We start from the raw sequence: 16,017 nt of genomic DNA, 5'->3' as shown, positions 1-16,017 counted from the left end.
CCCACACCGCAAGGCGTGACAGAAGACCGGCTCCGTTCAGGGGCCGGTCTTCTCGCGTCAACTGCTGCAGGCGCGCGGTCGAACCGACGGCGACGCCGAGCCGCCGTCCGGGTCGACGAGGACTGGGCGGAGGTCGGTTATCTGAAGGGGGATGGAGCGGCTGAAGTCGAGCGGGATGTCGCCCTGCATGCCGCCGCCGGTCCAGTGGACGATCCAGTACGCCGTTGCTGTGACGTTGTACTTGCCGGACTTCTCGCACTGAGAGGTCTTGCTGTACTTGAAGCCGCAGGTCGGTGAGGAAGGCATGTCCTTGAGCGACCTGCCCGTTGCCATCGCCTTGGTGAACGGGGTGCCGGCGCCCTTGCAAGTCACGGTCTCGCCCTCGCCCATGGACCACTCGATGCGGTCGACGGTCCCGGTCGCTGTGATGGAGACACCACCGAGCACCGCGGTCTTCGTCTGCGGTCCAGTTGTTGTCGGCCCCGGATCGGTAACCCACATCCAGACCGGCACGTTGACGATACCGACGCGGTTGGCGCTCTGCACATACGGCGAGACCCGCAGCTGCGGCGCCACGAAGTTCATCGTCTTCACTACCTGCTGAGCGGCGACTCGCGGATCGATCGTCCGCGTCTCGCCGGGCTCCCGGATCACCGGCTCGAATCGCTCGATGCCTTCCGGCTTACCGTCGACAACATCGAGAATCACCCAGCACCAGTAGTACTTCGTACCGGGTGGCCGGTCGGCGCTCTGCGTAATCGTAGGCAGCGGCCCGGGCGCCAGCGTCAGGTAGCAGTGCGACGCCGCATCAAAGAACCCGTTCTCCGTTCGGCACGGCACAACCTGCCCTTCGAACACACACGCAGACCCACCGGGCTTCTTGCTCCCAGGCGTCTTCTCGACGGACGTCTTGGGTGGGTTCCCGTCGTCGCCGACGCGCAGCAGGCATTTGCCGGTCACGGGATCCCTGTCGCACTCAGGAACGGACGGTATCGACGTCGGCGGTACAGAAGGCGTATGGGGAGCGAGCGGAGCGCCGACGAGGAGGCTGAGCGCCAAGAGCGAGGAAGTCAGCATGATGCGCCCTGGTTCATGCCTTTGACGACCTTCCAGACTCCGCCGATCAGTTGTAGGTCGCGATTGTCGAGCCAGCGAGTCGGCGTCCCCGGCACCCGGACGGTCTTACCGCTCGAGTCGACGGCTCGAGACTTGGACGTGTCGTAGCAGGCCTGGACGGAGGCGGTCGTGATGGTGGCGCCTGGGGGGCCCGTCTTCACCGCCTTGGCCCAAATGATCTCGATGTCCCCGATCGTCTTGATCTTCTCGCCCCGGTACCTCTCGGCTTGGATCTGCGACTTGGCGAGCTCGACTCCGGACGCAACCTTCGGCAAGTCCTGTACCGCCGTACCACCGCTTGCCGTCATCGTGCTGATCACGGCGATGTACCGACGGTAGGCAGTGACCGCCGCGTCGCCGGCTGCCTTGGATTCGTCGACTGGGGTGCTGGCGGTGCTGGCTGGTGGAGAGGTCGGGCTTGTATTGGGCCGGCCGGCTTCCGGCGAGCCCTCGCAGGCGGTCAGCGCGAGGAGGGCGCAGAGGGCTGCGGTGGTGGGTCCGAGGGCCGGTCGGCGCGGCATGAAGGGCTCCGTTCTTTGGTGCTGACGAGTTAAGCCTCGCACACGGAGGGTGTTCGCCGATCCGGATATCCACAGCTCTGCAGCTTCCTGCAAGCGTCGGCGGGGGCTGTGGATAGGTGGGGTTTGGGTGTCGTGGGCGTCGTAGTGTCGGGGTATGGCTACTGAGGGTTCTGCGGTTCGGTCGGTTGAGGATGTACGGCGGGATGTTGCCGGGGTGCTGAACCGGTTTCGGCGTGGGCGGGGGATGGCGTTCAGCTTCGGTGACGGTGGGGTGCCGGAGGCTGTGGTGCTGACGTACGACCAGTTCGAGGATCTTGGCGGCGAGTCGAAGTTTCCGCGTCGGGGTGGGGTGGTTGCGGTGGAGACCGTGGCGGCGGAGCTTGCGGGGATGGTGGCTGCGATCCGGGACGGGTCGTTCGTGCCGGTGCTGTGGGGTGACGGCGGCGAGCCGGAGGCCGTGATCATGTCGACGTCGCAGTACCGCCAGCTGCGCGGCGACGACGAGCCCCCGGCCGGGACGATCGACGATCCGACGCGCCGCGTCTACGCGACCGAACCCCTCCCGGACAGCCGCCCCATGACCATCGACCAGATCGCCGAGATGATGGGGCCGTACAGCCAGCAGGTCCTCGAGGAGATCCGCCAGGAGGAGCGTGAGGAGGCGGAGCGCGCGCGGCGAGAAGACGACTCGCCATGAGCGGGGACGTACCGCTGTACGAGGTTGTTCTTGGCAAGGAGTTCGCGGTCGACCTGATGCGCCTTGCAGCGGCCGCGGAGAAGGACCCGCGGGGGTCGGCCGGTCATCTGCATCGCCAGGTGCTGAAGCAGATCGGCGCCCTGGCTGAAGGGGTGACCGATGGGCGGCATGCGTTGGGGTATGAGGCTGGGAAGGGGGATTTGCGTGACTGTGTGACTGCGTATCTGCAGTCCGATCCGCAGCAGAAGGCTGACTATCGGCTCGTGTTTCGGGAGATGCCGCCCGCTGGGCCCGGCGGGCAGCCCCGGCGGGAGTTGTTGGCTGTCAAGCCGCGGCAGGGGTCCGGCAACATCTACGAACACACCTGCGCTCGGCTCAATCGAAACCTGCACGACCGTCAGCCGGGCCTCAACGCGTTCGGCGATCGCATGCCCAGCCTGAGACAGAACCACGCTCAGCGCCAAGCCGAACTCGACGCCAATCGCGCCATCGCACATGCCTTCGCCGGTCAGGTGCCGTTGGCAACGTCACGGCCGTTGACGGCGGCCCAGTTCGGTCGTCACGCCGCGAAGGTCGCGCCGCGACCGGCTCAGGACCTCCGTCGCTGAGCCGCCGCGGCGATGAGCCTGCGTGCTACTTGGCCGGGCCCTTGTCGGCGGCCTTGGCTTCCTTGCCGCGGATGACGGCGGCGAGGGTTTTGTCGTCGACTCCGGCGTCTTTGAGTTGCTGGTAGTTCTCGTGGAGGCTGCCGGCGGGGGCCTGGAAGCCGGAGCCGGTGAACTTGTCGACCAGGCCTGCGGCCTCCCTGGGATCCCGGGCGTCACCCAGGCGAGCCCGGGTCTCTTCGTCGCTGATCTCGTCGGCCATCTGGCTCTCCTCAGGTCTGTGCAGCCCGCTGACCCGCGATCTTCCCGCACCGTGGGGTCACCAGTTGGTGTAGGAGCCGTCGGGACGATGGAGGGTGGGGAGGGGGCGGGGGTGGGCCTGGTGGGCTCGGGCTCGGGGGCGGTCGATGTCTACGCCTAGGCCGGGGGTGTTGGAGGGGAGGACCCGGCCGGGAACGACGGTGGGGCGCACGGTGAAGTACGACGCCAGGTCGGGGTCGGGGTCTGACTGGTGTTCCTGGATGGCGGGGATCGCAGTGGTGAGGTTCAGGTGCAGGGATGATGCGGCGGTGACCGGGCCCAGAGGGTTGTGGGTCGCGAGTTTGACGTGGTGGGTTTCGCAGGCGGCGGTGATCTTCCGGGCTTCGGTGAGGCCCGCGGCGATCGCGATGTCCACGCGGGCGTAGTCGATCAGGTCGTTCTCGATCAGCGGGGCGAACTCCCACTTGGAGGCGAACTGTTCGCCGGCCGCCAGTGGTACGCCGGTGCGGGCGCGGAGCATCCGGTAGCTGTCGGGGTGTTCGGCGCGGAGGGCGTCCTCGACGAAGTACGGGCGGGCGGACTCGATCTCGCGGCACAACGTGACGGCCTCCGGCGGGTCGAGCCGGGTGTGGACGTCGAGGATCAGTTCGACCGAGTCGCCGACGACGTCGCGGACCTCGTGGAACAGCTCGATCCCGTCCCGCAGCGTACGGCGTTCGTCCAGCACGTCCCCGTCGTGGGGTACCGAGAACCGTAGGTGTCCAACCATCGGCCGCCAGCGTCCGGGCCTGTTCCAGGAACCGCGGCCGGTCCGCCATCCCGTCGCCGAGGTGAACGTAGCAGGGCACGTAGTCACGCGTCGGCCCGCCGAGCAGTTGATGCACGGGTACGCCGTACGCCTTGCCGCGGATGTCCCACAGTGCGACGTCGATGGCTGCGATCGCGGACGCGACGACACGGTCGGCCGGGTAGAAACCGGAGCGGAACATCGACTGCCACAGATGCTCGGTCCGCAACGGGTCTTCGCCGAGGACGAGCGGACCCAGATGCTCCAGGGCGCCGGCCACGGCCCGCTGCCGGGAGCGCAGCCCGACCTCGCCGATGCCGTGGATGCCCTCGTCGGTGTCGACCGCGACGAGCATCATCGCGTCGCCCCGGTCGGGGAGCGTGAGTACTTCCCAGCCCGTGATCTTCATCTGCCCTCTGATCTGTTTCAGGAACGTTGTCATTCGAAGCTAGCGGGTAAACCAAGCGGTGTCGAGATCCATCTGAAACGACCTGTTGACACGTTCGGGATCGATTGCAAACATGTTTCAGCACCAGCCCCGGACGATCGGAGATCCGCGCATGGCCGCCACGGTCAGGGAAGTCGCACAGCTGGCGGGGGTCTCCCCGTCGACGGTGTCCCGGGTCTTCACCGCACCCGACCAGGTGCAGGAGGCGACCCGGCAGCGGGTTACCGATGCAGCCAAGCAGCTCGGGTACCGGCCCGATCCGGCGGCCCGGACGCTGCGCAGCGGCCGGACCGAGTCCCTCGGGCTGGTCGTTCCCGACATCGCGAACCCGTTCTTCCCGCCGATCGTGAAGGCGATGCAGGCCCGCGCCCGCAACCACGGCTACACGCTGCTGGTCGCCGACTGCGACGAGCGCGAAGCCGACGAGCTGGAGACGATCGAAGCGATCGTGAAGAAGGTCGACGGACTGGTGCTCTGGGCATCGACCTTGTCCGACGGCCGGCTCCAGGAGCTGGCCCAGGAGATCCCGCTCGTGCTGGTCAACCGGCAGGTCGAAGGCATCCCCGAGCTGCACATCTCGCTCACGCCGGGGATCAACCAGGCCGCGGAGCACCTCCGGGCGCTCGGGCACGCCGGCTGTGTCTTCGTGAACTGCTCCCGCCCGGAACACCTGCGGGGCAAGTCGATAAGAGAATCCTTCGACGCGCAGGGCCTCGCGGTTGTCGAGCTCGGTCCGTACGAGCCGCGGTTCGAGACCGGCCTGCACGCGGCGATGCTGGCCGTCGCGAACGGCGCGACCGCGATCCTCGCGCACAACGACCTGGTCGCGATCGGCGTCCTTCATCAACTCGCCCACTCCGGGGTCGACGTGCCGGGCCAGGTCAGCGTGATCGGTATCGACGACACGCTGCTGGCCGCGATGTCGATCCCGGCACTCACCACGATCCGGATCTCGCCGCAGACGGTGGCCACCCATGCCGCCGATCTGATCGTCGAGACCATCAACGGCGCGGCCCCGCAGATCGTCGAGGTCGGTTCGCGCCTGATTCCCCGCGCCTCCACGGGCCGGGCGCCGCACAGCGCCTGAGTCACAGCACCACCCACACCGCAGTACGGCGAGCCGCCCCGCCGTACCGATCCCTCCTGGAGACATTCAATGGCTACACCCATGCGTGTTCGTGCTGCCCTGGTGGCGGCCGCGACCGGGCTTGCGCTGACCGGATGCGCGGGCCTCACGCCCGCGAAGAACGACACCCAGAGCGGCAGCGACGTCGTACTGCGGGTACAGGGGATGCCGGCGCCGACGGACACCGCCGCGCTGGCGCAGTTCAAGCGACTCGTGCAGGACTTCCAGGCGAAGAACCCGGGCATCACGGTCGAAGGCACCGAGAACCGCTGGGACCCGCTGACGTTCTCGGCGAAGCTGGCCGGCAAGACGATCGAGGACGTCATCCAGGTTCCGCTGACGGAGCCGCAGGGTCTGATCGCCCGCAAGCATGTCCAGCCGATCACCGATCAGCTGAAGCAGTGGACGCACTACCAGGAGTTCAACCCGCAGGTTCTGCAGCCGTTGAGCGACAGTGCCGGTCAGGTGTACGGCATCCCGCAGGCGCCGTTCGCGCAAGGTCTCGTGTACAACCGGAAGCTGTTCACGCAGGCCGGTCTCGACCCGGACAGGCCGCCGGCGACCTGGGACGAGGTTCGCGCGGCCGCGAAGCAGATCAGCGCGAAGACAGGCAAGGCCGGGTTCGTCCACGAGTCCAAGGGCAACACCGGCGGCTGGCAGCTGACCATGCTGACCTACGCCCACGGCGGTTCGATGGAGACCGAGCAAGGCGGCAAGTTCGTTGCCGCGGTCAACGACGCGTCGACGAAGAAGTCGCTCGAGTTGCTGAAGGCGATGCGCTGGACGGACAACTCGATGGGCCAGAACCAGCTGACGGACCAGGACGACGTGGTCAAGCAGTTCGCGGCCGGCCAGATCGGGATGTTCATGGGTACGCCGGGAACGTACAAGCTGGCCAAGACGAAGTTCGCGATGAAGGACACCGCGGACTACGGCGTCACATCGCTGCCGCAGGCCGGGGGCAACGCGACCCTCGGCGGCGCGGAAGTCTTCATGGTGCCGGCGTCGGTCCCGAAGGAGAAGGTCGACGCCGCGGTGCAGTGGTTGCTGTTCGCCCAGGCCGAGGCGCAGTACGAGCCGGCGGTCGCGGCCGAGCGAGCGAAGGAGCTGGCGAAGGACCCGAAGGCGGCGGTCGGCGTGCCGACGCTGCCGATGTTCAGCACCGCCCAGCAGGACAAGATCAATGCGGCGATCAAGCCTTACGTAAACGTCGAGCTCGGGCACTTCAAGCCGTGGCTGGACGGTACGCCGAAGCTCACGCTGAAGCCTGAGCCGCCGGTCGGCGCCCAGAAGCTGTACACGATCCTCGACACCGTGGTGCAGTCCGTGCTCACCAAGCGCGACGCGAACGTGGACGCGCTGCTCGCCAAGGCGCAGGCGGACGCGGACAAGATGCTCGCCGCGGAGCAGAAGTGACCGCACTGCTGGAGCGCCCGGCCACCACCGAACCCGTGGTGGTGGCCTCCCGGCGACGGCAGGCCGGCTTGCGCCGCGAACTGCTCGGCCTGCTCTTCCTCGCGCCCGCCCTGGTCGTGTTCGGAATATTCTCGTGGTGGCCGATCCTGCGCGGACTGCTGATCTCGTTCCAGCAGACGAATCTGGTCGACCCCGTGGTCTGGGTCGGCCTGGAGAACTTCCAGGCGGTGCTGTCCGATCCGCTGGTCGGCAAGGCGATGGCGAACACCCTGCTGTTCGTCGGGCTCGGCCTCGTCATCGGCTTCCCCGCCCCGATCGTGCTTGCGGCCGTGATGTCGACGGTACGGCGCTTCGCCGGCGTGTACCGCGTCGTCGTGTACCTGCCCGTCGTCGTACCGCCCGTGGTCGCGATCCTGCTCTGGAAATGGTTCTACGACCCCGGCACCGGTCTGTTCAACCAGTTGCTCGGTCTCGTCGGGCTGGGACCGTACCCGTGGCTGCAGTCGCCGCAGACCGCGATGCTGAGTCTGGTGCTGGAGGCAACGTGGGCGGGCATGGGCGGTGCCGCACTCATCTACCTGGCCGCGATGACCGGCGTACCTGCGGAGCTCTACGAAGCAGCCGAGAGCGACGGCGCCGGGATCTGGCGGCGGATCTGGCACGTGATGCTGCCGCAGCTGCGACCGGTGATCGGGTTGCTTCTGCTCCTGCAGCTGATCGGCACCATCCAGGTCTTCACCGAGCCGTACATCTTCACCCAAGGCGGTCCTGACGGCGCCACGCTGACGGTGCTGCTGCTGATCTTCCGGTACGCGTTCCAGGACGGCCAGTACGGCCAGGCCGCCGCTCTCTCCGTCCTGCTCGCGATCGTCCTCGCTGTGCTGTCCGCGGTCTACCTCCGCCTGACCAGAAGCTGGAGCACGAAGTGAGCGAACCGATGACGACGTTCACGTCGAGTAACGACCTGCGCAGGCCCGGTACGGCGTTCGCGCTCCGAGCGGTCCAGGTGGTCACCCTGCTGGCTCTGGTGGCCATCGGGATCGGCCCGCTGTACTGGACCGTCAAGGGCGCGGTGTCGCCGCCGACCGAGATGGTGACGAACCCGCTACGGTTGTGGCCCGCCGAGCCTGAGTTGGGCAACTTCGCACGGGCCTTCACCGACCTCCATGTCGGGCGCTATCTCGCCAACACCGTGACGGTCGTGATCGGCTCCTGGGCCGTGCAGTTGCTGGTGGCAATGACCGCGGGGTTCGCGTTCGCGGTGATCCGCCCGCGGTTCGGTCGCTACGTGTACGGCGCCATTCTCGCGACCATGTTCGTGCCGTACACGGTTTCGCTGGTCAGTCTCTTCCTCACGGTGCTCGAGGTCAATCTGCTCGACACCTACTGGGCGATCTGGTTGCCCGCCGGAGCGAACGCGTTCAACGTCCTGCTGGCGACCCGCTTCTTCGAGGCGCTTCCACAGGAGTTGTACGACGCCGCGAAGGTCGACGGTGCGAGCACCTGGCAACTGCTCACGAAGATCGTGCTGCCGATGAGCCGGCCGGTGGTCGCGGTGATCAGTCTGCTGGCGATCATGCACTCCTGGAAGGAGTTCATCTGGCCGCTCGTGGTGATCTCCGACCCGAACCTGCAGCCGATCAGCGTCGCGCTGGCGAACCTCGTCGACTCGGCGCCGCAGGACGAGCTGATCGCCGCGATGGCGATGGCGCTCGCTCCGCCGGTGCTGGTGTTCCTCGTTCTGCAGCGCTACGTGGTCGCGGGCCTGGGCTTCACCGGGGTGAAGGGATGAACGAGATCAGCCGGCGGGCGGTGCTGGGCGGCACGGTCGCCGCGGCCGTCGTCGGCTCCACGACGAGTCCGGCGTACGCGGCCGACGTACAGATCAGCGATACGGCCGGCACGATCACGCTGATCGCGGCACCTGACACTGGTGAGGTCAAAGTGCTCGACGGTGGCGGGGTGCAGCGGTTCAGCCTGACGAATTTCGAGTACGCCTACGGGACCGGTGCGGACAAGGTCGTTCTGCGGACCACCGGGATCACCAACGTCACGTCGTCCTCACAACAGCTGGTGGTCACGTACGCCGCGCCGTTGGGCACGATCATCGGAACCTTCACGCTCGGCCTGCGGAAGGCGCGCATTCGCTGGGATGTCACGGGCGTGGCGAATCTGCGCACCGACAGTTTCCGGATCGCGCGGGTCGTGACCGGGACGGCGACCGAACACTACGATCCGGTGGCGCTGTGGAACCGGGACCGCGACCCCGGCACCGGCGCGCTGCGCGGCGGCGTTCCGTTCGAGACCACCAACGGCGTCTGCTATTCCTACACCTGGTCCGACAACCGTGCGGTCATACGTTTTCCGCAGAGCACAGTTGCCTTTAGCAACGGTGGTTACCTGCACGCGGTCGGTGACGCCGGCGGTTTCCTGGAGAGCACGATCGTGCTCGGCGTGATGCGGCCGCACGCGGCCGGCGTGATCGCTCGCGACGGTGACCTCGGCATCGAGCTGTGGACCGGCCAGCCGTTCAATCTGTGGAGTACCGGCGGCTCCAAGACCGTCAACCTACAGGTGGTCAACGCCGCCCTGACCAGTCGGAGTGTGCGCGTCGACTGGGTGGCCCGCGACTGGAACGGCGCCTCAACGAGCGGTACGACGAGTGGCTCGGTCGGCGCACGTGGTGTCTGGAACGCGTCCTTCACCGTCGCGCTCGGCGCCCGTGACATCCGCTTCGTGGAGGCCGTTCTGTACGACGGTTCCACCGAGGCGGCGTTCGCGCGCACCACGTTGACGGTGCTGTCGACGTACACCTATCAGGATGCCGAGCAGAGCATGTTCGGGATGGGGAACTTCGCTTACCTCGAGGAGCCGTCGAGTGCCGACGTACTCGGGCTGATGAAGCTTCTCGGGATGAAGTGGATCCGGACGGCGTACCGCGCGTACAACACGACGGCGGCGTCGCCCGGGCCGACTGTGGATGCGCTCGACCAAGCGGGGTTCCTGCACAACATGCAGCTGGCCGGCGCGCTCCCGTGGGGAGCGGACGGCACGGACTGGGCCAACGACATGGTCGGCCGGGCGATGTACTCCGGCGCGCGGTACTACGAGTGCGCGAACGAGCTCAACCTCACCGCGGCTGACAAGACGCCCGCGCAGTACGTCACCGACGTTCTCGCACCGTTGAAGACGGCGAGGACGACCAAGGGCGCCACGTTCAAGGTGATGACATGCGGCCTCGCCGGATACCCGGAGCAGTGGGTGCACGACTTCGGCGCCGCGGGCGGCTGGGAGTACGTCGACGTACTGGCGTATCACCCGGGTCGTGGCAACTACGTCGCCGACTACGAGCCCGCGGAGCCGTGGACGAACGAGACCCGATGGAACTTCCTCGGCACACTCAAGAAGGCAACCGCAACCGGCAAGGAGCTTTGGCTGACCGAGGCGTACGCCGGAACGCTCCCGAACCGCTGGTGGACCGACAGCTACCGGAACGCACCCGAAAACGTTCTCCTCCAGCTCGCGCTGGCCAAGGCGTACGGCGTCCGGTGCGTGACCTGGTACACGCTCAACGACTCGGTCCAGACACAGCCGATGGAAGCAGACGGGGACGACGTCGAGTACCACCACGGGCTGCTGCACCGTGACCTCGGCGCGAAGCCCTCGCTGCTGGCGTTCGCGACCGCGGCTCGTTGGCTCGACCAATCCACCTTCGCGGGCTGGGCCGAGCTCGGCGATCCGGAGCTGTTCGGTCTCGTCTTCAGCACCCCGACCGGCAAGGTCAATCTGCTGTGGTCGCGCAAGGACGGCTACCTCCTGAACAACGACGCCGCCCGCCGGATCGCGGCGAGCCCTGCCTACTACCGCGGTCCCGAACCCTGGGAAGACCTGTGGCCGACGAAGACGGACGTCACCGTGCCGACGCCGGCCGCGACCACCTCCGTCCGGGAGCTGAACTGTCTCGGCATGGACGTCGCCACTCATCAAGCGAGCAACGCGCAGGTCACCGTCGTCCTCGACGGCGCACCGCGGATCTTCATCGGTCTCGCCCTGCCGCTCAAGACCACTGGAGGAATGCCATGAAACCAACCAGGCGGACATTTGTCGCCGGATCGCTTGTCGCCGCCGGGGTGGCCGGCGGTGTGCTCCCGACGGGCAGTGCCCAGGCCGCGACGGCGTACACGATCACCGCGGACGGCATCACGGTCACCGCGCTGACCGACGGCACGATCGTCGTCGGCGACGGGACCGAACGGATCCGGATCGGGCACTTCCAGGTCAAGGACACCGTGCTCGGCGGCCAGCGCACCTTCGGCGGTACGCCGTCGTTGATCACGCTCCCGGACGGCCGCCAGGCGATCCGGGTGGACTACGTGATGAGCGCGGCCGCGAAGACGATCACCGTCACCGGCACCTTCGACGTCACCGCGCGCCGCCTGCACGCGCGCTGGGACGCGACCAGTTCGAACCAGATGTACCTGAACTCCCAGTTCAACCGCACGGTCGTGAGCCCGACCGTCCCGGAGTACCCGACCGCCGTCACCCGGTGGAACCGCGACGCCGGGGGCGGTGTGCCGTACGAGACCAACGACGGCATCCTCTACACCGAGACCTGGGCGGACACGAAGGCGTACTTCAGGCTCCGGTCGAGCCGGCCGGACTGGACGACCGCCTCCTGGATGCACATCGTCGGCACGTACGACGCGCTCGGCGTCCTGCGGCACGAGGCGGATCTCGTGTTCGGAAACCTCCGGGAGGTTTCCGCGAACGCGGCCGCCGTCGGCCGCCCGGTCGGCCTCGATGTCTGGACCGATCAGCCGTTCAATCTCTGGTACGAGACCGGCCACTCCATGCCCGTCAACGTCCAGGTCGTGGCCGGCGGTACGGTCACCGCACCGGTGACGCTGAGCTGGTTCGCCCGCGACTTCGACGGTACGACGCTGACGAGCGGGTCGACCGTGCTCACGCTGGCTCCCGGCCAGAGCACCGACCACAAGATCGTCGTACCGGCGTTGCAGCAACAGGGCGTCGCCTTCCTGGAGGTTCAGGCCGGCGAGGCGTTCGCGCGGACCACGCTTTCCGTGCTGCCGGAGTACGACTACCAGGGCGGCGGAATGTTCGGGATCGCGAACTATCCGTGGTTGCTGAAGCCCAGCAAGGCCGACATCGCCACGCTGCTGCAGAAGATCGGGGTCTCGTCGGTCCGGATCGCCTACAACGGCGCGCCCGGCATCCCGCCGGCCGAGCTGGAGGCGCTGGGCATCACGCCGAACATCCAGCACGGCGACGTGGTGTTCGACTCGACCCCGGAGCAGGCCAAGACGTGGGCGGCCGAGCTGGTCGACGTCGTCGTGGACTCTCGCGCCCGGTACTTCGAGGTCGACAACGAACGCAACCAGCCGTGGATGTCCGGCCTGTACGCCGACAAGTACATCCGCGACGGCCTGCGGCCCGTGGTCGACCGGCTCGCCGAGGTCGGGTCCGACGTGAAGGTGATGAACAACGGCCTCGGCGGCATGGATGTCAACTGGGTGGACAGCTTCCACGCGAACGGCGGCTGGGACCTCATCGACGTGTTCGCGTTCCACCCGGGCCGCGGCAACTTCACGCCGGACTACGCGCCGACGCCTGACGAATGGGTGACCGGTTCCAACGGCTCGTACTGGAACTTCCTCGGCGGCGTCCGCGAGGCGAAGCGGCGGATCCGCGAGTACGGCGGCGACAAGGAACTGTGGCTGACCGAGGCGTACGCGTGCACGCGGCCGAACCAGTGGTGGAACGACACGATGCGCCAGGCGGCCGAGAACGTACTGCTGACGATGGCGCTCGCGAAGGCCGAGGGCGTCGACGGCGTGAACTGGTACCAGCTGTACGACAGCACCATCCACCACCCACAGGAGGCCGACCCGGCGAACCCGGAGTACCACTTCGGCCTGATGAACCGTGATCTGTCGGCGAAGCCGTCGCTGCTCGCGTTCGCGACCGGGACGCGGGTGCTCGAGGAGGCCGAGTTCGTGCGCTGGCTGGATCTCTCGAAGATCGACCGGCACCTGCACGGGCTGCTGTTCATGACACCCGAGGGACCGCTGTCGATGCTGTGGAGCCGCAAGGACGGGTACCTGCTGAACGCCGATCATGAGGAAGGCAAGGCGTACTACCCGCACCCGGAGGTCTGGGAGGACGACTGGCCGACGAAGACCAAGGTTGTCGTGGGCGGCGACATCACCGAGATCGACTGCATCGGTCGCCGCCGCAGGTTGACCGGACCGAGGATCGAGCTCACGCTGGACGGCGCGCCAAGGCTGTACCGCGGGTTGTCGGCGCGTCCCGAGCAGCAGCTCCGGCGCGGATGAACCGCGTCCTCGTCACCGGAGCCGCCGGCCGCATCGGCTGCGCCGTGCTCGAAGCACTAGGCCGTGACCGGGTGACAGCTCTCGTCCTCCCGGGTACGCCGGTGCAGGCGGATCGGGTGGTCGAGGGGAGCGTGTGCGACGTGGCGACGGTTCGGGCCGCGATGGGCGAGGTGGACGGTGTCATCCACCTGGCCGCGCGGCCTGCTCCGCACCGCGGGACGCCGTACGAGGTGTTCGGGGAGAACACGCTCGGGACGTTCACGGTGCTGGAGGAGGCCGGTCGCGCCGGGGTCCGGAACGCGGTCGTGGCGAGCAGCCTGGCCGCGAACGGGCTGCCGTTCGCGACCGCACCGCTGAGCCCTGCGTACGTGCCGCTGGACGACCGGGTGCCGAGTCAGGCCGAGGACCCGTACGCATTGTCGAAGCTCACCGACGAACAGACCGCAGCGATGATGTCCCGCCGCCACGGTATGGCGGTCGTCGCGCTCCGGTTCCCGTTCGTCGGCGGCTTCACCGAACGACTCCGCGAGCACGCCGACAAGGTCGCGGCCGACCCGTCGCTCGGTGCGGCCAGTCTCTGGTCCTACCTGGAGACTCGCGACGCCGCGCGGGCGGCCGTACTCGCCTTGCGGGTGCCTGGCGGCTCGCACACCTTTCACGTCGCGGCTCCGCGCACACTCGCGCCGTACCCGACCCTCGACCTGCTCCGTCGTTTTCACCCGACCACCGAGATCCGGGCCGCGCTTCCCGGGCGAACCACTCCACTGGACCTGGCACCGGCCCAACATCTCCTGGGGTTCACAGCCGAACACGAGCTGTGACGAAGCTTGTTCGGCCCTCGCCCGCATGACAGGCTGGCTGGGTTTGTACTCGGGCGGAAGGGGTCTGACATGCGGTTTCATCATGATCGGGAGCCGGCGGGGGACCTGACTTTCAGTGACGTGTTCCTGGTGCCGAACCGGTCGCGGGTGGCGTCCCGGCTGGATGTGGATCTGGCGACGTCGGACGGTACCGGGGCGTCGATTCCGGTGGTCGCGGCGAACATGACGGCGGTGTCGGGGCGGCGGATGGCCGAGACGATCGCGCGGTGCGGTGGTCTCGCGGTGATTCCGCAGGACATTCCGGTCGATGTCGTCTCCGAGGTGGTTGCCTGGATCAAGGAACGGGACCCGGTCCACGACACGGCCCTGACGCTGCCGCCGACCGGGACCGTCGGCGAGGCGCTGAACCTGTTGCCGAAGCGCAACCACGGCGCGGTGATCGTCGTGGACCAGGGGCGGCCGGTGGGTGTGGTGACGGAGGCGGACTGCTCCGGCGTCGACCGGTTCACCCAGCTGGACGCGGTCATGTCCCGCGAGCTGCTGACCGTTCCGCAGGGCATCGATCCCGAGACGGCGTTCGAGCAGCTGCACGACGGTCGGCACCGGTTGGCCCCGGTGGTTGACGCCGACAACGAAATCGTCGGCATCCTGACCCGCCAGCGCGCCCTCCGCGCCACTCTGTACGAACCGGCGCTCGACGCCCGCGGCAAGCTCCGTGTCGCCGCCGCGATCGGGATCAACGGCGACGCCGAGCAGAAGGCGAAGGCGTTGCTGGACGTCGGCGTGGACGTTCTCGTCATCGACACCGCGCACGGTCATCAGGAGCGGATGCTCGAGGTGGTCGAGCGGGTACGCGCGCTCGGCCCGCAGGTGCCGATCGTGGCCGGCAACGTGGTCACCGCCGAAGGTGTCACGGACCTGGTGAACGCCGGCGCGGACATCGTGAAGGTCGGCGTCGGCCCGGGCGCGATGTGCACGACCCGGATGCAGACGGCGGTCGGGCGTCCGCAGTTCTCGGCCGTACTCGAGTGCGCGACCAGAGCGCGCGAACTCGGCAAGCACGTCTGGGCGGACGGCGGCGTACGGCATCCGCGGGATGTCGCGCTCGCACTGGCCGCGGGGGCGTCGAGCGTGATGATCGGGTCCTGGTTCGCCGGTACGTACGAGTCGCCCGGCGACCCGCACCGGGACAGCCAGGGCCGGATCTACAAGGAGAGCTTCGGGATGGCGTCGGCCCGCGCCGTCCGGTCCCGGACCGCCGAGGACTCGGCGTTCCAGCGGGCCCGGAAGAGCATCTTCGAGGAGGGCATCTCGACCGCCCGCATGTATCTTGACCCGGAGAACCCGAGCGTCGAGGACCTGCTGGACTCGATCGTCTCGGGCATCCGCAGCTCCTGCACGTACGTCGGCGCCGCCAACCTGAGCGAGTACAACGAGCGCGCCGTCGTGGGCCTGCAGACGGCCGCCGGGTACGCGGAGGGCAAGCCGCTCGACACCAGTTGGCTGTAATCGTAGACAAAGCCCCTCATCCCCGGAGTGAGACCTGAGGCCCGGCAAGATCATGCGCCGGGCGATGGTCACGCTCGGCGATCGGTGGCACGGTGTAGGCAACAGGGGGAGGAAGGGCACCGAACCATCCGTCGGGGGGTCGGGGTCGCGCCGGGGGCGGCGGGACCGATCGACGCGGGGGCTCAACAGTCACTGGTGTCCTGCTCGTGGTCGCGGGTGGTGCAAGGGTTCGGCCGAGGCTTGGGAGGGCGACTCGGGAACCTGTAGGCACCATCCGCGACCGCGGTTTCGGCACGTCTTCGGCCGCATCACTTGGCAAGTCGCTGGGTACAGCGCGATAGTCGAGTGATCGATACA

Annotated in this window: 14 protein-coding genes and 1 pseudogene; 10 read left to right on the top strand and 5 right to left on the bottom strand. The window is 67.9% G+C overall.

Annotated features, from left to right (window positions below; translation table 11 throughout):
* Positions 1-57: 57 nt before the first annotated feature.
* The gene (locus E0H50_RS14325) at positions 58-960 is read right to left on the bottom strand and encodes a hypothetical protein (RefSeq protein WP_131288165.1); all 903 of its coding nucleotides are present in this window, start codon (positions 958-960) and stop codon (positions 58-60) included.
* A 110-nt stretch (positions 961-1,070) separates the two neighbouring features.
* A complete protein-coding gene (locus E0H50_RS14320; RefSeq protein ID WP_131288162.1) occupies positions 1,071-1,637 on the bottom strand; it encodes a hypothetical protein in 567 nt (188 codons plus the stop codon).
* 214 nt (positions 1,638-1,851) lie between these two features.
* Here E0H50_RS14320 and E0H50_RS14315 point away from each other — a divergent pair, with 214 nt between their 5' ends.
* Together E0H50_RS14315 and E0H50_RS14310 are read left to right on the top strand one after the other, a co-directional pair.
* A complete protein-coding gene (locus E0H50_RS14315) occupies positions 1,852-2,334 on the top strand; it encodes a hypothetical protein (RefSeq protein ID WP_165547126.1) in 483 nt (160 codons plus the stop codon).
* Complete coding sequence (locus tag E0H50_RS14310; RefSeq protein WP_131288157.1) at positions 2,331-2,942, top strand: hypothetical protein; 612 nt, start codon at positions 2,331-2,333, stop codon at positions 2,940-2,942. The genes E0H50_RS14315 and E0H50_RS14310 overlap by 4 nt, the downstream gene beginning before the upstream one ends.
* Positions 2,943-2,967: 25 nt before the next feature.
* On the opposite strand, the gene E0H50_RS14305 is transcribed toward E0H50_RS14310, so the two are convergent.
* The 3 genes and pseudogenes from E0H50_RS14305 to E0H50_RS44500 all read right to left on the bottom strand — a co-directional run.
* On the bottom strand, positions 2,968-3,201 hold the full coding sequence (locus E0H50_RS14305; protein WP_131288155.1) for a hypothetical protein: 234 nt from the start codon (positions 3,199-3,201) through the stop codon (positions 2,968-2,970).
* 57 nt (positions 3,202-3,258) lie between these two features.
* Positions 3,259-3,969 carry an enolase C-terminal domain-like protein gene (locus E0H50_RS14300; RefSeq protein WP_131288152.1) on the bottom strand — a complete coding sequence of 237 codons (711 nt, stop codon included), beginning with the start codon at positions 3,967-3,969 and terminating at the stop codon, positions 3,259-3,261.
* Positions 3,970-4,078: 109 nt separating this feature from the next.
* Positions 4,079-4,342 (bottom strand): annotated as a pseudogene (locus E0H50_RS44500) (galactonate dehydratase); the annotation flags it as partial.
* Between the two features lie 205 nt (positions 4,343-4,547).
* On the opposite strand from E0H50_RS44500, the gene E0H50_RS14290 reads away from it, so the two are divergent.
* The 8 genes from E0H50_RS14290 (at position 4,548) to E0H50_RS14255 (ending at position 15,660) form a co-directional block, all read left to right on the top strand.
* On the top strand, positions 4,548-5,522 hold the full coding sequence (locus tag E0H50_RS14290; RefSeq protein ID WP_131288149.1) for a LacI family DNA-binding transcriptional regulator: 975 nt from the start codon (positions 4,548-4,550) through the stop codon (positions 5,520-5,522).
* 81 nt (positions 5,523-5,603) lie between these two features.
* Positions 5,604-6,977: an ABC transporter substrate-binding protein gene (locus E0H50_RS14285; RefSeq protein WP_165547125.1), complete on the top strand. Its 1,374-nt coding sequence runs from the start codon at positions 5,604-5,606 to the stop codon at positions 6,975-6,977.
* On the top strand, positions 6,974-7,906 hold the full coding sequence (locus E0H50_RS14280; protein ID WP_131288143.1) for a carbohydrate ABC transporter permease: 933 nt from the start codon (positions 6,974-6,976) through the stop codon (positions 7,904-7,906). The genes E0H50_RS14285 and E0H50_RS14280 overlap by 4 nt, the downstream gene beginning before the upstream one ends.
* On the top strand, positions 7,903-8,769 hold the full coding sequence (locus E0H50_RS14275) for a carbohydrate ABC transporter permease (protein ID WP_202868132.1): 867 nt from the start codon (positions 7,903-7,905) through the stop codon (positions 8,767-8,769). Before E0H50_RS14280 ends, E0H50_RS14275 begins: the two co-directional genes overlap by 4 nt.
* Complete coding sequence (locus tag E0H50_RS14270; protein WP_131288141.1) at positions 8,766-11,060, top strand: hypothetical protein; 2,295 nt, start codon at positions 8,766-8,768, stop codon at positions 11,058-11,060. Before E0H50_RS14275 ends, E0H50_RS14270 begins: the two co-directional genes overlap by 4 nt.
* A complete protein-coding gene (locus E0H50_RS14265; RefSeq protein ID WP_131288138.1) occupies positions 11,057-13,330 on the top strand; it encodes a hypothetical protein in 2,274 nt (757 codons plus the stop codon). Before E0H50_RS14270 ends, E0H50_RS14265 begins: the two co-directional genes overlap by 4 nt.
* The gene (locus tag E0H50_RS14260) at positions 13,327-14,151 is read left to right on the top strand and encodes an NAD-dependent epimerase/dehydratase family protein (protein WP_131288135.1); all 825 of its coding nucleotides are present in this window, start codon (positions 13,327-13,329) and stop codon (positions 14,149-14,151) included. The genes E0H50_RS14265 and E0H50_RS14260 overlap by 4 nt, the downstream gene beginning before the upstream one ends.
* Positions 14,152-14,220: 69 nt before the next feature.
* Positions 14,221-15,660: a GuaB1 family IMP dehydrogenase-related protein gene (locus tag E0H50_RS14255; RefSeq protein ID WP_131288132.1), complete on the top strand. Its 1,440-nt coding sequence runs from the start codon at positions 14,221-14,223 to the stop codon at positions 15,658-15,660.
* Positions 15,661-16,017: the final 357 nt, after the last annotated feature.

Origin of the sequence: Kribbella sindirgiensis (assembly GCF_004331435.1) — a bacterium.
GTDB classification, from domain to species: domain Bacteria; phylum Actinomycetota; class Actinomycetes; order Propionibacteriales; family Kribbellaceae; genus Kribbella; species Kribbella sindirgiensis.
Note: the sequence above shows the minus strand (reverse complement) of the source record. Positions and strands in the feature narration are given on the sequence as shown.